This window comes from Aminobacter aminovorans (assembly GCF_900445235.1).
In the GTDB taxonomy this organism is placed as follows: domain Bacteria; phylum Pseudomonadota; class Alphaproteobacteria; order Rhizobiales; family Rhizobiaceae; genus Aminobacter; species Aminobacter aminovorans.
The window spans coordinates 3,390,234-3,407,613 of record NZ_UFSM01000001.1; the positions used below are offsets into that span (position 1 = coordinate 3,390,234).

Below are 17,380 nucleotides of genomic sequence, written 5' to 3' on the forward strand. Positions count from 1 at the left end.
GGGTAAGACATGTTTGAATGGCTCGATAACGTAGCAGGACCTGGATATACGGCGGCGGTGCTGTGGACTTTTGCCGCCCTTGTGCTGCTGGTCATCGTGCTCGTCATCGTCAAGCTGGTCCGCAGCCTGACCTTCGGCACCTTCGTTGCAGGCGGCAGAAACAGGAAGACGCGCCTCGCCGTCATGGACGCGACTGCGATCGACAGCCAGCGGCGGCTCGTACTGGTGCGCCGCGACGACATCGAACATCTGCTGCTGATCGGCGGGCCGACCGACGTCGTGGTGGAAACCGACATACGCATGACCGCACCGCGCCGCCCGGCATTGACCGGCACGGAAGCGGTGCAGCAAGCGCCCCAGGCGCCTCGCCCGCAGCAGGCCCCACAGCAGCCGGTCCCTCGCCCGGCAGCGCCGGCAACTGCCAGGCCGCAACAGCAGCAGCCAGCACCAGCGCCGATCCAGCCACGCCCGGCACCACCCAAGATGCCCTTGGCTTCGGCGCCGCTGATCGCGAACAGCCCGGATCCGAAAACCTATGTTGCGCCAAGCTATTCGGCTCCTGCGCGACCTGCACCCGCGCCCGTCGCTTCACCATCGCCGCGCGACCTCATCGATGACACGTTGATGAAGGAGCTTGAGGTTTCGCTCGACGACAAGCCGCAGGCCAAACCGGCAAAGGCTGTCGATCCGTCGCTCGATGACGAAATGGCGAAGCTGCTTGGCGAACTTACGAGTCACAAGCGGTAAGCTCGCTCGACGATCCAGCGTGCGGACAAGAAAAAAGGCGGCCGAAGCCGCCTTTTTTTGTTTTTGCCGTTCCGCGATCAGTCGTCGCGATAGACTTTTTCGCGGCGCTCGTGACGCTCCTGAGCCTCAATCGACAGCGTAGCGATCGGACGTGCGTCCAGTCGCTTCAGCGAAATCGGTTCACCCGTCTCCTCGCAATAACCGTAGGTACCCTCGTCAATCCTCTGCAGGGCCGAGTCGATCTTGGAGATCAACTTCCGTTGACGGTCGCGTGCCCTGAGTTCAATGGCACGGTCGGTCTCGGACGATGCGCGATCGGCAAGATCCGGATGGTTGGCGTTTTCCTGCTGAAGTATTTCGAGGGTTTCGCGAGCTTCGCGGAGGATGTCGTTCTTCCAGGCAACCAACTTAGCTCTGAAGTAAGACTTTTGCCGCTCGTTCATGAACGGCTCCTCATCGGAGGGCACGTAGCCAAGAGTAACGGTATCGTTCATTCGACTCACCCGACAACCCCGTTTTGGCGCCTATATATTCGCGGGCCAAGCCCCACACAAGCGTATTCATCGAAAAGTTTGCGCCGCCCACAACGTCGTGATTCGGACGTGGCAAGAGCGCAACTCTCTGCCAAGGAACGCGCAACGGCACCGTCCGGTTGCAAGGCGCCCGACGCTTGGCTACATCCTGAGGGGACAGTTGGCGCAGGCTCGTCGCCAGATCGGGCTTCCAGGAGCAACATTTGGGCAAGCTCTACCTTCTACGACACGCCAAGGCCGGATGGGCCCTGCCCGGCGTCAGGGATTTCGACCGGCCGCTCGACGCCACCGGCATTGCGGATGCGGAAGCGACCGGCACGGCGATGCGCGCCAACGGCTATGTGCCGGAACTCACGCTCTGCTCCAATGCCCGGCGGGCCCGCGAAACCCTGGAAGGCCTGGCAGGCCATACGGACACCGGTCGGGTCGTCTTCACCGACGATCTCTACAGCGCCGATGCCGCCGGCTACTTCGACAAGATACGCGAGAATGGCCGGCATGGCTCGATCCTGGTCATTGGCCACAACCCGATGATGGAAGACCTCGCCATGGCTGTTTCAGGCGACGGCGACCAGGCGGCGCTACATACGCTGCAGACCGGCTTCCCGACCTCGGGCCTCGCCGTGATCCGCTTCGAAGGCGAGCTTTCCGGCGCCGAACTCGGCCATGGCTATCTCGAGGCGTTTCTGACGCCTGCCGATCTTTGAAGCCGGCCACCATTTCAAATCCCTGCACCGGCACCTATATCCGGCGCGACCGCAGGGGATCGACGATTGGCGTCTCTGACCAGCTTTACCGATGAGGCGCGCATTGCGCTCGATACATTTTCCGGCCGTGCCGCTGGGCTTTTCTCGCCGTCACTGCGGCTGGGCGTGACCGGCTTGTCGCGGGCCGGCAAGACCGTTTTCATCACGTCCTTCGTGCACAATCTGATCCATGGCGGCCGGCTGCCGCTGTTTGAGGCGCAGAAATCGGGGCGCATATCGCGGGCTTTCCTCGAGGAACAGCCCGACGACGCCGTGCCGCGCTTCCAGTACGAAGATCATGTCGCCGCCCTCGTCGGCCATCGCATCTGGCCTGACTCCACCCGCGCCATCTCGGAACTCAGGCTGACCATAGAATTCGAGTCCGCTTCGGGCTGGAACCGCATGTTTTCAGCAGGAAGACTGTCGGTCGACCTCGTCGATTATCCGGGCGAATGGCTGCTCGACCTGCCGCTGCTCGGCAAGAGTTACGACGACTTCTCCAGCGAGGCTTTCGAGCTCGCGCGCCTGCCGGTTCGCGCCGATCTGTCGGAAGCCTGGCGCGAGCTTGCCGCCACAGTAAAGCCCGAGGCGGATGCCGACGAGATGACCGCGCGGCGGCTGTTCGAGAGCTTCGCTGCCTATCTCAAAGCCTGCAAGGACGACGAGCGCGCCTTGTCGACGCTGCCGCCCGGACGTTTCCTGATGCCTGGCGACCTCGAGGGATCGCCGGCGCTGACATTCGCACCGCTTCCTGGTCTCAGCCAGCGCGCGCGGCCAGGATCGCTGCATGCGATGATGGAGCGGCGCTACGAGGCCTATAAGACGCATGTGGTGAAACCGTTCTTTCGCGAGCACATCGCACGCCTCGACCGCCAGATCGTGCTGATCGATGCGATGCAGGCGCTGAATGCCGGCCCCGGCGCCATTGCCGACCTCGAGCGCGCGGTGACGGAAATCCTCGCCTGCTTCCGCCCGGGACGGGGCAATCTCCTGACCGACCTGTTTTCCCGACGTATCGACCGCATCCTGGTCGCTGCAACCAAGGCCGATCATCTCCACCACGAGAGCCATGACAGGCTGCAGTCTATCGTGCGGCGGCTTGCCGACCGCGCCGTTGCGCGGGCCAATCTCTCAGGCGCGAAGGTCGACGTGCTGGCGCTTGCCGCCGTACGCGCCACCCGCGAAGGCACCGTCAAGCAGGGCCGCGACACCCTGCCCGTCATCATCGGAACACCGATCGAAGGCGAGACGATCGGCAAGGAACGTTTCGATGGCAACAGCGAAACTGCGATATTTCCCGGCGACTTACCGGAGAAAGCCGATGTCGTCTTTCAGGATTTCGGCACCAATCACCGCCAGGATTCCACCGATCCGACGATCCGTTTCGTGCGCTTCCGCCCACCCAGGCTGGAGCGCACCGCAGAAGGGGCGACGCTATCCCTGCCGCACATCCGGCTCGACCGCGCCCTGCAATTCCTCATCGGAGACCATCTCGCATGAGCGCTCCCAGAAAGCCCGCCGCCTTTCGCATCGAACCGGAACCGGCAACGCAAGAGATGGCGGCTGCTCAAACACCTTCCTTGGCGCCACCGCGCAAGCCGCGCGCTTTGGCGGCCGAAACCGCTGTCGTGACACCGGCCGCGTTCGATGTCTTCGAGGAAGCCGACATTGCCGCCGCAGAACCGCCACCGGCAACCGCGTCCAAACGCAGCTCGCGCATCGGCGCGATCTTCCTGACAGCATTCGGCATCCTGATCTCGCTCGGTGTCGGGCTCTGGACCGACAAGCTGATCCGCGATCTGTTTACGCGCGCCGACTGGCTCGGCTGGTTGGCGGTGGGTGCCGCCGTCATCGCGGCATCAGCGCTCGTCGTCATCCTCTTGCGCGAAATTCTGGCGGTGTTCCGGCTGGCTTCGGTCGAACGCCTGCGCGGTCGGGCCAATGACGCCATCGCGCGCAACGACCCCGGCGCTGCCCGCAACGTCGTCGACGAATTGTCGAACCTTCTGGCGACGAAGCCTGAAACGGCCGTGGGTCGACGTGCGCTCGCCGATTTGCGCGGCGAGGTGATCGACGGCGCCGACCTCGTGCGGCTCGCCGAAGCCGAGATACTGGCACCTCTCGACGCGCGGGCGAAGATCCTCATCCTGGACGCCGCCAAACGCGTGTCGCTGGTGACGGCGGTCAGCCCGCGCGCGCTCGTCGACATCGCCTATGTCATGTTCGAAGCCGGTCGCCTGATCCGGCGCCTGTCCGAACTTTACGGTGGCAGGCCAGGTACGCTCGGCTTCTTCCGCCTCGCCCGCTCGGCCCTTGCCCATCTCGCTGTCACCGGATCGATCGCCGTAGGCGACAGTTTCGTTCAGCAGCTTGTCGGCCATGGCCTTGCCGCCAAAGTGTCTGCCAAGCTCGGAGAAGGCGTGGTCAACGGCATGATGACGGCCCGCATCGGCATCGCGGCGATGGAGACGGCGCGCCCGCTGCCCTTCGCTGCCGTCAAGCGTCCAGGCATGGGCGATTTCCTCACCGCACTCACCACCTTCGCCACCAAAGACAAGGCTGCAGAAAAGGCCAAATAGACGAAGCATTAACCATTCTTGGTCATGGTCCTTTCAGCTAATCGTTCCAGTTTCCTGCTGTCGGGTGTGCCCATGAAGCGCTTGTTGTTGTCCGCTGTCCTGCCTGCCGTGGCCATGGCACTGCCTTCCGTCGCGCATGCCGACACGGTCAAGGGAGCCGAGCGCGACAAGAAGTTCTTCAAGACGGTCGAAGGCGAATGGGTCGGCCCGGGCGAAATCGTCGCCGGAAAGTACAAGGGCACCAAGTTCACCTGCAATTTCACCGGCTCGACTCCCGATGGCAAGGTCGGCATGTCGCTCGACGGCGGCTGCCGCGTCGGCGTCTTCACTCAGAAGATGTCGGCAACGATCGAGCAGAAGGGCCGCAGCGGCTACCGAGGCAAGTTCCTCGACGGGTCCGAAGGTAAAGGCCTCGACATCATCTCTGGCAGTGTCGTCGACGGACGCAAGGTCATCCTGTCGCTCAACCGCAACCAGCTCAACGGTGTCATGCAGGCGCGCATGCCAGACGACAATCTGATGCACGTCACCGTCTCGGTGCGCGTCGACAAGCAGTTGGTGCCGGTCATCGGGATGAAACTGTCGCGTGTCGATGGCACGGCCGTCGGCGCCATCGCCAAGAACTGATTCTTCATTCCCGCAAATAAAAAGGGCGACACCTGTGGTGCCGCCCTTTTCGTTCAAGCGTTGAAGAATCAGCCCTTGATGGCCGTCAGCAGGTCGTCATAGGCCTTGCAGGCCTCTTCAGAAGTCGTCGCCCCGGTGTATTTGGAGGCAACTTCCTGCACCTTCGTGGACAGCTCGGCTGCCTTGGCCGGGTCCTTGGTGATGGCTTCCTGCAGCGCGGTCGCAACTTCCTGGCTCTTCTTGGTCAGAACCTCGGCGGTGCATTCCGGCGCCTTCGAGCAGGCCGAGAGGCCAAGTGCGGCGACGCCGAGCACGGCAAACAGCATATTTTTCATGTCAGTCTTCTCCTCGTAGCCGGCAAAAAAGCGCCGGCGGCAGTTCAACCCCACGCTGGTCGAAACCACGCCCGCCTTAGCGTCAAGCCATGTCACACGCAATGGCAGGTTGTGGGGCCAGAGGCATTGGCATACCGATTCGGCGACAATGTTGTGGCAAGATGTTTCGACAGGCAGCTCGGGCTGTTCGGCAGCGTTCGAAGCACCTATCTTGGCACTTTCCCACCAAGCGGCGTCCGCCGCGCAAGCAAGGATCGACAAGGCGCATGGCAGCAGAGACAGCGGGTGTCGATCTGATTCCAGTGGTGGCGCTGCTGGCCGCGGGCGTGGTTGCGGTCCCCATCTTCAAGCGCCTCGGTCTCGGTTCCATTCTGGGCTATCTCAGCGCCGGCGTGATCATCGGCCCGTTCGGCATCGGCATCTTCTCGGAAGCCGAAACCATCCTGCATGTCGCCGAGCTCGGTGTGGTGATGTTCCTGTTCATCATCGGCCTCGAGATGCAGCCGTCGCGGCTCTGGGGCCTGCGGCGCGAAATCTTCGGCCTTGGCGCACTTCAGGTCGGCGTCTGCGCACTGCTTTTGACCCTGGTCGGTCTGGCGGGAGGCTTTCTGGTTTCGCAATCCTTTGTCGCCGGTGCCGGCTTCGTGCTGACCTCGACCGCAATCGTCATGCAACTGCTTGACGAACGCGGCGAGATGTCGACGCCCAAGGGCCAGCGCATGGTTTCGATCCTGTTGCTTGAGGACCTCGCCATCGTGCCTTTGCTGGCACTGGTTGCTTTCCTGGCCCCTGTCGCCGCCACCGATGCCGGCACGGGCTGGGCCGGGCGGCTGACCGATATCGGAATCGGCATGGCATCGATCACCGGCCTGGTCATTGCCGGCCGCTATCTGCTCAACCCGCTGTTTCGCGTCCTTGCCGATTCGCGCGCTCGCGAAGTCATGACCGCAGCTGCCCTGCTTGTCGTGCTGGGGGCCGCGCTCGCGATGCAGCTCGGCGGTCTCTCGATGGCAATGGGCGCCTTCCTGGCCGGCGTGCTGCTGTCCGAATCGACCTTCCGGCATCAGCTCGAAGCCGACGTCGAGCCCTTCCGCGGCATCCTGCTCGGCATGTTCTTCATCGCGGTCGGCATGTCGCTCGACCTGACGGTCGTGCTCGCCAACTGGCAGATGATCGCCTTCTACGTCGTGGTCTACATGCTGATGAAAGGCATCGGCATCTATGCCGTTGCACGTTTCCTGAAGTCGGGTCATCGCGAGGCGCTGGAACGCGCCGTCATCATGGCGCAAGGCGGCGAATTCGCCTTCGTGCTCTATTCCTCTGCCCTAGCCGTCGGCATCATCGACGGTGAGGCCAACGCGATCCTGACTGCCATCATCATCATCTCGATGGTACTCACCCCGCTGGCGATCATGGTGCTGCGCCGCTTCACCCCCCAGGTCGAGCAGTCCCTCGAAGACGTCGACGTCGCGGCAGAACTCAGCGGCACGGTGCTGGTCATCGGCTTTGGCCGGTTCGGACAGATCGCCAGCCAGCCCTTGCTGCTGCGCGGCGTCGACGTCTCGATCATCGACAATGACGTCGAGATGATCCAGGCGGCGGCCGATTTCGGCTTCAAGATCTATTATGGCGACGGCACCCGCCTCGACATCCTGCATGCGGCTGGTGCCGGCCGCGCGCGCGCCGTGCTGATCTGCGTCGACAAGGAAGACGTTGCTGTCCGCATTGCCCAAAACCTCGCCGCCGAGTTTCCGCTGGTGCCGGTTCTGGCGCGTGCCTATGACCGCGGCACCGCGATGAAACTCATTCGCGCCGGCGTCGACTACCAACTGCGCGAGACGTTCGAATCGGCGATCGTCTTTGGCGGCGCCACGCTCGAAAAGCTCGGTGAAGACCCGGACGACGTCGCCGAGGTGATCGAAGAAGTCCGCCGTCGCGACGCCGCGCGGCTGGAAATGCAATTCGCCGGCGACATCCACGCCGGCGGCGACTTCCTGCAAGGCAATATCGCCGGGCCGGTGCCGACACCGCTGACACCGCCACGGCGTACCGCCAAGGCCCTCAACGAAGAGGCGGCGGATGCGATCGCCAGGAAGGCCATTCCAGGTGAATAACCCCCGAAAATCGAATTTGTTTCTCGGAAAGGATCATTCACAAACTCCAGGCGCTGCAGCGCCCTTTGCGCGCCCAGAAAAGGCGCGTGGTACGACAACGGAACAGATCGAGAGGAATTGATCATGGTGGACAGGCAGCGTGCAACCGAGGTCGCAGCCTTCTGGCGCGAGGCCGGACCCGAGAGCTGGTTCCGCAAGGATGTCATGTTCGATGACAGCTTTCGCGACCGCTTCGGCGACCTGCACATGGCCGCTGCCAAGCGCCAGTGCGATGCCTGGGCAAACGACGCCGAGGGCGCGCTGGCCTTGATGATCCTGCTCGACCAGTTTCCGCGCAATTGCTTCCGCGGCAGCGGCCACATGTATGCGACCGATCCGCTCGCCCGCCATTTCGCGCGCCAGGCCGTCGCCGACGGCCACGACATGGCGACGGAAGGACCGATCAGGGTTTTCTTCTATCTGCCTTTCTCGCATTCCGAGACGCTGGCCGACCACGACATCCCGCTCCAACGCTCGACCGCGCTTGGTGGCGACTATCTCAAGCACGCCATCGGCCATCGTGACATCGTCGCCCGTTTCGGCCGTTTTCCGCACCGCAACTTCATCCTGGGGCGCGAATCGACCGAACAGGAAGTGGCGTTTCTCGAAGCCGGCGGCTTTTCCGGCTAGCGCGGCGACGTATGGGGCAGCCAGGCCTCAAAGCTCGAGGCGCATCAGCGGCCGGCCGGGTTTGCGCTCGATGACGCGCGTAAACCCTACCTTGTCGAACACCCGCGTCGAGCCGACAAAGAGGCTGGCCGGGTGTTTTCCATTCGACTTGTCGATCGGGCAGGCCTCGAGCACGCGCGCACCCGCCTGGCGCGCATATGCGATCCCTGCTTCGACAAGCCGGTGCGTCATTCCCAGTCCGCGCACGTTGCCGCGGATGAAGAAGCAGGAGATGGCCCAGACGGCAGGGTCACCGGCGTCCTGCGCCGCAAGTGGCGCAGAGCCCCTGCCCGCATTGTTGAACTCTGGCACGTCGGCGCGTGGGCCGATCTGCATCCAGCCGACCGCCTGACCATCCGAAAAGGCCAGCAAGCCGGGCGGCGGCCCAGCCGCGATTCGCGCCTTTATGTGATCCTTGTTGCTCTCTCGGTTGCTGTCCCGCCTGATCGCCGGCGGCAGCCTGAAATAGGTGCACCAGCAGCCATAGCAGGCACCCTGCTTGCCGAACAAATCCTCGAAATGTGGCCACAGATCCGGCGTCAGCGGCGAAATGGCATCAGTCATGGCGTAGCTCCGCAGCGCAGCCTTGTCCCGACGGGGCTGCTGACATAAAATCGCGCTTGTTCTCTTTATGTTCGCAGCGAAGGCGATGCCTGTCAACGATCCCAGCCACGGTTTTTGCCGCGACTGCCTGGCCCTTCAGCGTGGGTCGGGACCGCGCTGCCATGCCTGCGGCAGCCCTCGCCTGTTGCGCCATCCCGAGCTCTACCAACTGCACCTCGCCCATATCGACTGCGATGCCTTCTATGCGGCGGTGGAAAAGCGCGACAACCCAGAACTGAAAGACAAGCCGGTCATCATTGGCGGCGGCAAGCGCGGCGTGGTTTCGACGGCTTGCTACATCGCCCGCATTCATGGCGTGCGCTCGGCAATGCCGATGTTCAAGGCGCTGGAGGCTTGCCCCGAGGCGGTCGTGATCAGCCCCGACATGGAAAAATATGTCCGCGTCGGGCGTGAGGTGCGCTCGATGATGCAGGCGCTGACGCCGCTGGTTGAACCACTGTCGATCGACGAGGCCTTTCTCGACCTGGACGGCACCGAGCGCCTGCATGGCCTGCCACCGGCGCTAGTGCTCGCGCGATTTGCCGCCACCGTCGAGAAGGAGATCGGCATCACCGTCTCCGCCGGGCTGTCCTACTGCAAGTTCTTGGCCAAGGTCGCCTCAGACCTCCGCAAGCCGCGCGGCTTTGCGGTCATCGGCGGGGCTGAAGCGCTTGCGTTCCTGGCGCCGCAGCCGGTGACGATGATCTGGGGCGTCGGCAAAGCCTTTGCCGCGACACTCGAAAGCGACGGCATCCGCAGCATCGGCCAGTTGCAGCGCATGGAACGCGGCGATCTGATGCGCCGCTACGGCACGATGGGCAGCCGCCTCTACCACCTGTCACGTGCCCAGGATGACCGCCAGGTTTCGCCCGACCAGGAAGCCAAGAGCGTGTCGGCGGAGACCACCTTCGATACAGATCTCGCCTCATCGGCAGAGTTGGTACCGGTGCTGCGGGCGCTGTCGGAAAAGGTCTCGACCCGGCTGAAGAAGGCCAACATTGCCGGACGCACCGTCGTGCTCAAGCTCAAGACCCAGGATTTCAAGATCAGGACACGCAACCGCCGCCTTGCCGATCCGACGCGACTTGCCGACCGTATCTTCCAGACCGGCATGCAGTTGCTGTCGAAGGAGACCGACGGTACGAAGTATCGTCTGCTCGGCATCGGCGTCAGCGACCTGTCCGACGACGAACGTGCCGATCCGCCCGATCTCGTCGATACCCAGTCGCACAAGCGCGCACTGGCTGAAGGCGCCATCGACGTGCTGCGCGGCAAGTTTGGCAAAAACGCCGTCGAGACCGGTTACACGTTCGGCAAGGGCCGCAACGCGCATCCGCCAGAGGCGCTGGACGATTGAGGGGCAGCGTTCGCCCGGCGGGTGCGTCCGCTGGCAACGCCCGTCTGCCTTGCTGTCGTCGATGGAAGACCCAAGTTCCGTCGTGTCCAAGCTGGCTCGTTTATCAAGCCGCTTTCTGCACCGAGGTCACATTGCCTACATTGTCGACAACGCAAACATAGCGTTGGCCAGATGCATTGAGATCGACCTGATACCTAGTCGCGTCCAACTGCGACGAGCCGACCGGCAGCACCTTGTCGGCTTCGACGCCGGCGGACGTTGCCGCCGCACTGGCACAGGTAAGCTGCAGGTCGGCGGGCGCCGTCTGCACCGTGGTCCGTGCCATGTCTTGCGGTTCAGGCGCGGTGGAGGAACAGCCAGCGACAGCAAGGCCCGCAAGCAAACCAGTTCCGCAGAGATAAGCTTTTCGCATCATATCCCCCTCGTTGGACGCGTTTGTCATTCTCAAACGGCAACGCTCATACCCCCTTGTAGAGCGCAGCCCCCTGCATAAGCACCACCACCTTGGCGCCAACCTGAACCTGGGCATGCAGGTCGACGATGTCGTCATTGTTCATGCGGATGCAGCCGGACGACACGTCGAGGCCGATCGTCCACGGCTCCGGTGTGCCATGGATGCGATAAATCGTATCCTGGTCGCCCTGGTAGAGATAAAGCGCACGCGCGCCGAGCGGATTGTCGGGGCCGCCAGGCATGCCGCCAGCAAATTTGGCCGCGTTCGGATCGCGCGCCACCATTTCGGCTGGCGGCGTCCAGGTCGGCCATTCGGCCATGCGCCCGACACGCACGATCCCGGCCCAACCAAAACCGTCGCGACCGACCCCAATGCCGTATCGCACGGCCCTGAGACCGGGCAAGACTAGATAGAGGAAGTGCTGGTTACCGTCGATGATGATGGTGCCCGGCTTCTCGGCGGTGCGGAACGTTACGATCTGGCGGCGGAACGCGTCTGGCACCTGGCCGTGAGCGGCGTAATACTGGCGTGCCTTCTTGCGATCGTAGTTGATCCATTTATGGGTCTTGGGATCGAAGATCTGTGTTGTCGGGCCGACCTGCGCCAGTGCTGCTCCGAGCCCTGCAGCCATGAAAAAGAGGGCGACCCAACCGAACCATCTGCGTGGACGCGCCGTCCCTGCCATGCGCACTACCCCTTTCCAGCCCTCGCGGGCGTCACTTCATCCAAGCTTTCACACGGTCTTCGTGGCTCGCCACCCATTGCTCCGCAAACTTCGCCGGATCCTGCCTTTCGACCTCGAGCGCGTAGCCCATGGCCGTCACTTCGTCGGCGCTGAAATCTATATTGTCGAGAAATCTGGCCACTTGCGGCAAACGCTTGGACAGCGACGTTGCATAAGCGACGCTGAAACTCGATGGTTTCCAGGCTACGGGCGCATCGGACTTCGACAGCCACATCGGATCATCCGCGGGTAAGATGACATTCCACTTTGCGCTATCGAAAGACGGTTCGCTCAGTTGCTTGATCTGATGCAGCTCAAACACGTGATGCGGACTGTAACAGTAAAAAACGATCGGCTTGTCGGTCGCCACTGCAGCATCCACCGCCGACATGCCGACCTCCTCCGGCATTTCGAGCAGCGTCATCGTTGCCGCGTAGCCATAGCTCTTGGCGCGGATGCGCTCGATGTCGGTCGACGACCAGCCCTGGGCACCGATCCAGATCTCGCCCTTACCGTCGCCATCGGTGTCGAACACCTTGGTTTTCAACGGGTCCGTAAGGTCGGCGACCTCGTGAATGCCATAGTCGTCATAGGTCTTTTGGGTGACGCATAACCCTTGCGTCGCCGACACGCCGCGCGGGCTCAGGTGAACGGTGCCGCGTTCGGTGACATATTTCTGCACCAGCGAGTCGAGGTTCGGTCGCCAAACCTCGGGGTGAATATCGACCTTGCCTGAATCCAGGCCGGTGAAGGCGATCAAGGTTCCCATTTCCTCGACCTCGACCTCGATCTTGAGCGACTTCTCAAGTGCGACCTTGATGATGTTGGCGGATGCCTGGCCGGATGGCCAATTGGGCATGGCCACAACGAGATCGGCAGAATGTGCCTGGAGGCTACCTCCCAACAGCACAGCCGCAACGCAGACACCTCGCAACAGGGCCTTCATGTTGACCGCAGCCTCGTTTCCGCTGGCATACAGGATTTAGTCTTATCAATGCCAAGTCAAGCGAAGTTGCTTGTTGCGGTTCAGGCTCGAAGTATCCGCAGGGGTCAGGCCGGCTCGCCTTCTATGATACTCATACGAGGGCCGGCCTCGATCACTCTTGTCAGCCTGAAGCCGGATGCGGCGAAGAGCCTGGCGAATTCGTCCTTGGTTTTTTCCTGTCCGCCGGGAATGGGCCACCGGTTTCCCAACCCGCAGATCGAGAACGGCCAGATCGAGGTGCGCCAGATGGTCGATCTCGCGGATTTCGAGCCAAGCGCAGGCATTGAGCGCTTCCGCGAAATGGGCGTCGCGCAAGACAAGAAATAGATTGCCGCGAACGACAGCCGGCCCTCCATGGCGATGTCGACCGACATTGTCCGTCATGACAGCGTCGCGAGAAGCCGCGCGACGCAAGGGCCATCGTGACCGTGTTCCGCATGGAGCGGGCACGGATCGTAGCGGCATTGACCCGCTTCACCCGCAGCGTCGACCTGGCGGAAGAGTTCGCCCAGAATGCTCTCATCGCGGCACTGCTCAACTGGTCCGCTTCCGGCATTCCGAACAAACCCGGCGCCTGGCTGATCGCCCCGGCCAAGCGCCGGCCATCGACAATTGTCGCCGTACCAAGGGATGGGCGACGACATGCTCGGGCTGATGTTCGTGTCCTGTCATCCGGTGCTTTCGGCCGACGCACGTGCAGCACTCACCTTGAGGCTGATCGGCGGTCCCGCTGGGACCATCTGCTGATCAAATGTGGTCTTGCAGCGCTTGCCAAGGCAGAAACCCTGCACCGCCGAGGGCCGTACACGCTCCAGGCGGCAATCGCCGCCTGCCACGGCCGGGCGCGCACGGCCGAACAGACTGACTGGCCGCGCATAGCTGCTCTCTACGCGGCACTTTCAGCACTCGCGCCCTCGCCCGTGATCGAACTGAACCGGGCCATGGCACTGGCGATGGCATTCGGTCCAGCAGCGGGACTGGAGCTCGCCGACCAACTGATGCACGAACCAGCCCTGCGCAACCATCACCTGCTGCCAAGCGTGCGTGCCGACCTGCTGATGAAACTCGACCGCTTCGCGGCGGCACTTGGCGAGTTCGAACGAGCAACTGCGCTAACGCAGAACGAACGCGAGCGGGTCATGCTTATGGAGCGGCGCAGGCCTGCCGGAACGAGCCGGCGGGAAAGAAGAGGTGACCGACAGCGAAGACAATCTGACCGGCTAAACCAGTTCGACCTCGACCACCCCCGGCACTGCCCGCATGGCCGACGCGATCGACGGCGTGATGCGATAGCGCTCACGCAGCTCGATTTCGATCTCGCCCTCGGCCTCGCCCTTGAGCACGATGAAGCTGACCTCGCCTTCGCCGCGCACGGTCAGCTGGTTGGACAGCATGTTGAGGGGCGCTGCGTCGCGCACGAAGATGCGCAACGTCTTCTGCACCCGGCTCGCTTCGTCCTCGAGCGACTGCACCGTCTGAATGCGCAGGCTCACGCCTTCCGGGCGATCCTCGGCGGCGACGGTGACGACCACGGATTTGCCGGGCTCGCACAAGTCACGGTACTGCGCCAGCGTCTCCGAGAACATCACCGCTTCATACTGGCCTGAAACATCCGAGAACTGGACGATGCCCATCTTGTTGCCGGTCTTGGTCTTGCGCTCCTGCTTGGTGGTGACGGTGCCGGCCAGACGGCCGGCAGTCGCACCACGTTTCACGGCAGCGGCAAAGTCACCCCAGTTCTGGACACGCATCTTTTCGAGCGCTGCCTTGTATTCGTCGAGCGGATGCGCCGAGAGATAAAAGCCGACGACCTGGAACTCGCGATGGAGCCGGTCGGCGGGAAGCCACGCATCGGCGACCGGAAGATGCAGCGACGGCGCCTGTCCTGAAGCAGCACTGCCGAAGATGTCGGACTGGCCGAGCGTGGCGTTCTCATGGGCACGCGAAGCAAGGCCCATCATCCGCTCTATGCCCGCCATCATCGCTGCGCGCTCGTGACCGAAACAGTCGAGCGCGCCGGCCATGATCAGGCTTTCAAAGACACGCTTGCCGACAAGCTTCGGATCGATGCGCTCGCAGAAGTCGGCGAGGCTGGCAAACGGCTTTTCCTCGCGCTTGGCAACGATGTGCTGCACCGCGGCCTCGCCCACGCCCTTGATCGCCGCAAGCGAGTAGAAGATCTTCTTTTCACCGACCTCGAAGTCACGGAAACTCGTCATGACCGATGGCGGCACGACATCGATGCCAAGGCGCATGGCGTCCTGACGGAAATCGTTCAGCTTGTCCGTATTGGACATATCGTAGGTCATCGAGGCCGCGAGGAACTCGACCGGGTAATGCGCCTTCAGATATGCCGTCTGGTAGGACACGATAGCGTAGGCTGCGGCGTGCGACTTGTTGAAGCCGTAGTCGGCGAATTTGGCGAGCAGATCGAAGATCGCATTGGCCTGCGGCTTGCTGACCTTCTTGTCCATGGCGCCAGTGACAAAGCGCTCGCGCTGCTTGTCCATCTCGGCGCGGATCTTCTTGCCCATGGCGCGTCGCAGCAGATCGGCTTCACCGAGCGAATAGCCCGACAGCACCTGCGCAATCTGCATGACCTGTTCCTGGTAAACGATAACCCCTTGGGTCTCCTTCACCAGATAGTCGATCATCGGATGGATCGAAGCGATCTCCTCCTCACCATGCTTGCGGGCGTTGTAGGTCGGGATGTTCTCCATCGGACCAGGGCGATACAGTGCCACCAGCGCGATGATATCCTCGACCTGGTCAGGCTTCATGCCGATCAGCGCCTTGCGCATGCCGGCACTTTCAACCTGGAAGATGCCGACGGTCTCGCCGCGCGACAGCATGGCATAGGTCAAGGGATCGTCGAGCGGGATCAATGCGAGATCGATGTCGACGCCGCGGCGGCTGATGAAATGAACGGCCTTCTGCAGGACGGTCAGCGTCTTCAGGCCAAGGAAGTCGAACTTCACCAGACCGGCCTGTTCGACATATTTCATGTTGAACTGGGTGACCGGCATGTCGGAACGCGGGTCTCGATACATCGGCACGAGTTCGGACAGCGGACGGTCGCCGATGACGATACCAGCGGCGTGCGTCGAGGCGTGGCGATAGAGGCCTTCGAGCTTCTGCGCCATGTCGAGCAGCGTCTGGACGATAGGCTCGCGCTCGGCCTCTTCGGCAAAACGCGGTTCGCCCTCGATCGCCTGTCCGAGCGTCACCGGATTGGCCGGGTTCTGCGGCACCATCTTGCACAGCTTGTCGACCTGGCCGTAAGGCATCTGCAGCACGCGGCCGACGTCGCGCAACACCGCGCGGGCCTGCAGCGTACCAAAAGTGATGATCTGGCCGACCTGGTCGCGGCCATATTTGCCCTGCACGTAGCGAATGACCTCTTCGCGCCGATCCTGGCAGAAGTCGATGTCGAAGTCGGGCATCGACACGCGGTCGGGATTGAGAAAACGCTCGAACAGTAGCGAGAAGCGCAGAGGGTCGACGTCGGTGATGGTGAGCGCGTAGGCCACCAGCGAGCCGGCACCCGAACCACGGCCGGGTCCTACCGGGATGCCTTGCTGCTTGCCCCATTTGATGAAGTCGGCAACGATCAGGAAGTAGCCTGGGAACTTCATGCGCTCGATGATGCCGAGCTCGTACTCCAGGCGTTCCTGGTACTGTTCGGGCGTATAGCCCGTCGACAGGCCACGCGTCTCCAGCCGCATGGCAAGGCCTTCACGGGCCTGACGGGACAGTTCCGCAGCCTCGGCGGCAACGGCCGCGTCGGCATCAGCGATATCGCCACCGGTGAAGCGTGGCAGGATCGGATTGCGGTTCTTGGGGTAGTAGGAACAGCGCCTGGCGATCTCGACCGTGTTGTCGATTGCTTCAGGCAGATCGGCAAAAAGCTCGCCCATCTCCTTCTGCGACTTGAGGAAATTGTCCGGCGTCAACCTGCGACGATTGTCCTCGGCGACGACCGAACCCTCGGCAATGGCGATGAGCGCATCATGGGCCTCGAAGTCGGCACGCTTGGCGAAAAACGCCTCGTTGGTGGCGACCAGAGGCAGATAGTGGCGATAGGCGAGCTCGATCGTTGCCGCCTCGATCATCCGGTCGTAGCCGGCCAGACGCTCGAGTTCGACGTAAAGCCGGTCGCCGAACATCTGTTTCATGGTCAGCAGGCGGCTTTCGGCAATTGCCGTGTGGTCGCTCTTGATCGCAGCACCGATCGGACCGCGCGGGCCACCGGTCAGGCAGATGATCCCTTCAGCCAGCCCGGCAACCCAATCAAGCTTGGCATGAACCGGCTCGCCGTTCGGGGTTTCGAGGTAGAGCCGACTGACCAGCCTGACGAGGTTCGCATAGCCGGTTTCGGTCGCGGCAATCAGAACGACTGGAAACAGGTCGAGTGCCTGTTTCCAGCCCTGGCCGCGCTGGGTGCTGTCGCCGCCGTCGGCGAAGTCGACGTCGACCTGGCAGGCGATCAATGGCTGCACGCCGTCCTTGGTCGCCTTCTGGGCAAATTCGAGCGCCCCGAACAGATTGTTGGTGTCGGCAACGGCGATGGCCGGCGCCTCGTCCTTGGCAGCGTGAGCGACGACCTTGTCGAGCTTGAGGGCGCCTTCGAGCAGCGAATAGGCAGAGTGAACGCGCAGATGAATGAACATCCGCTCGGAAGTGTCTGGCTTTTCAGCCCTTATGAGCGCTTCACGCTTCAGGGGATCGCGTGGGAGCCTGTCACTCGACATCGAATCGTCTGCCATTTACCTGGAAATTTCGGTGCCATGTTCGGCCACGCCAGCCACCATGTCCATCCCGCAAGGGGTCGCGCTGGAAACCGCTTGTGGAGTATCATCGCAACCGCC

16 protein-coding genes are annotated in these 17,380 nt (G+C 62.7%); 8 read left to right on the forward strand and 8 right to left on the reverse strand.

Annotation, left to right across the window (positions count from 1 at the left end; translation table 11 throughout):
• The first annotated feature begins 9 nt into the window (after window positions 1-9).
• Window positions 10-747 carry a flagellar biosynthetic protein FliO gene (locus DY201_RS16685; protein ID WP_115732156.1) on the forward strand — a complete coding sequence of 246 codons (738 nt, stop codon included), beginning with the start codon at window positions 10-12 and terminating at the stop codon, window positions 745-747.
• A 77-nt stretch (window positions 748-824) separates the two neighbouring features.
• On the opposite strand, the gene dksA is transcribed toward DY201_RS16685, so the two are convergent.
• Window positions 825-1,241: an RNA polymerase-binding protein DksA gene (gene dksA / locus DY201_RS16690; protein WP_067961780.1), complete on the reverse strand. Its 417-nt coding sequence runs from the start codon at window positions 1,239-1,241 to the stop codon at window positions 825-827.
• A gap of 242 nt (window positions 1,242-1,483) precedes the next feature.
• Between dksA and DY201_RS16695 the strand changes: the two genes are divergently transcribed.
• From DY201_RS16695 to DY201_RS16710, 4 genes are all read left to right on the forward strand, one after another.
• Entirely contained in the window at window positions 1,484-1,987 is a 504-nt protein-coding gene (locus tag DY201_RS16695; protein ID WP_115732157.1) for a SixA phosphatase family protein, read from the forward strand.
• Between the two features lie 66 nt (window positions 1,988-2,053).
• On the forward strand, window positions 2,054-3,526 hold the full coding sequence (locus tag DY201_RS16700) for a YcjX family GTP-binding protein (protein ID WP_115732158.1): 1,473 nt from the start codon (window positions 2,054-2,056) through the stop codon (window positions 3,524-3,526).
• Entirely contained in the window at window positions 3,523-4,605 is a 1,083-nt protein-coding gene (locus DY201_RS16705) for a YcjF family protein (protein ID WP_115732159.1), read from the forward strand. Before DY201_RS16700 ends, DY201_RS16705 begins: the two co-directional genes overlap by 4 nt.
• A 114-nt stretch (window positions 4,606-4,719) precedes the next feature.
• The gene (locus tag DY201_RS16710) at window positions 4,720-5,232 is read left to right on the forward strand and encodes a hypothetical protein (protein ID WP_245432134.1); all 513 of its coding nucleotides are present in this window, start codon (window positions 4,720-4,722) and stop codon (window positions 5,230-5,232) included.
• A 68-nt stretch (window positions 5,233-5,300) separates the two neighbouring features.
• Here DY201_RS16710 and DY201_RS16715 read toward each other — a convergent pair whose 3' ends face one another.
• A complete protein-coding gene (locus DY201_RS16715) occupies window positions 5,301-5,567 on the reverse strand; it encodes a hypothetical protein (RefSeq protein ID WP_115733834.1) in 267 nt (88 codons plus the stop codon).
• Between the two features lie 266 nt (window positions 5,568-5,833).
• Here DY201_RS16715 and DY201_RS16720 point away from each other — a divergent pair, with 266 nt between their 5' ends.
• Together DY201_RS16720 and DY201_RS16725 are read left to right on the forward strand one after the other, a co-directional pair.
• The gene (locus DY201_RS16720) at window positions 5,834-7,681 is read left to right on the forward strand and encodes a monovalent cation:proton antiporter-2 (CPA2) family protein (protein WP_115732161.1); all 1,848 of its coding nucleotides are present in this window, start codon (window positions 5,834-5,836) and stop codon (window positions 7,679-7,681) included.
• Window positions 7,682-7,804: 123 nt separating this feature from the next.
• On the forward strand, window positions 7,805-8,350 hold the full coding sequence (locus DY201_RS16725) for a DUF924 family protein (protein WP_115732162.1): 546 nt from the start codon (window positions 7,805-7,807) through the stop codon (window positions 8,348-8,350).
• Between the two features lie 27 nt (window positions 8,351-8,377).
• Here the strand turns inward: DY201_RS16725 and DY201_RS16730 are convergent, their stop codons facing one another.
• Entirely contained in the window at window positions 8,378-8,953 is a 576-nt protein-coding gene (locus tag DY201_RS16730) for a GNAT family N-acetyltransferase (protein WP_115732163.1), read from the reverse strand.
• A 67-nt stretch (window positions 8,954-9,020) separates the two neighbouring features.
• Here DY201_RS16730 and DY201_RS16735 point away from each other — a divergent pair, with 67 nt between their 5' ends.
• On the forward strand, window positions 9,021-10,349 hold the full coding sequence (locus tag DY201_RS16735) for a DNA polymerase IV (RefSeq protein ID WP_115732164.1): 1,329 nt from the start codon (window positions 9,021-9,023) through the stop codon (window positions 10,347-10,349).
• A 103-nt stretch (window positions 10,350-10,452) separates the two neighbouring features.
• On the opposite strand, the gene DY201_RS16740 is transcribed toward DY201_RS16735, so the two are convergent.
• The 5 genes from DY201_RS16740 to dnaE all read right to left on the reverse strand — a co-directional run bounded on the left by DY201_RS16740 (window position 10,453) and on the right by dnaE (window position 17,182).
• Window positions 10,453-10,674, reverse strand: coding sequence for a hypothetical protein (locus DY201_RS16740; RefSeq protein ID WP_245432020.1), 222 nt, complete (start codon window positions 10,672-10,674; stop codon window positions 10,453-10,455).
• 133 nt (window positions 10,675-10,807) lie between these two features.
• Window positions 10,808-11,434, reverse strand: coding sequence for a L,D-transpeptidase (locus tag DY201_RS16745; protein ID WP_245432021.1), 627 nt, complete (start codon window positions 11,432-11,434; stop codon window positions 10,808-10,810).
• 85 nt (window positions 11,435-11,519) lie between these two features.
• On the reverse strand, window positions 11,520-12,473 hold the full coding sequence (locus DY201_RS16750) for an ABC transporter substrate-binding protein (protein ID WP_115732166.1): 954 nt from the start codon (window positions 12,471-12,473) through the stop codon (window positions 11,520-11,522).
• Between the two features lie 104 nt (window positions 12,474-12,577).
• On the reverse strand, window positions 12,578-12,886 hold the full coding sequence (locus DY201_RS29085; RefSeq protein WP_165915956.1) for a hypothetical protein: 309 nt from the start codon (window positions 12,884-12,886) through the stop codon (window positions 12,578-12,580).
• Between the two features lie 846 nt (window positions 12,887-13,732).
• Window positions 13,733-17,182, reverse strand: a complete 3,450-nt coding sequence (dnaE, locus tag DY201_RS16765; protein ID WP_172582959.1) for a DNA polymerase III subunit alpha — start codon at window positions 17,180-17,182, stop codon at window positions 13,733-13,735.
• Window positions 17,183-17,380: the final 198 nt, after the last annotated feature.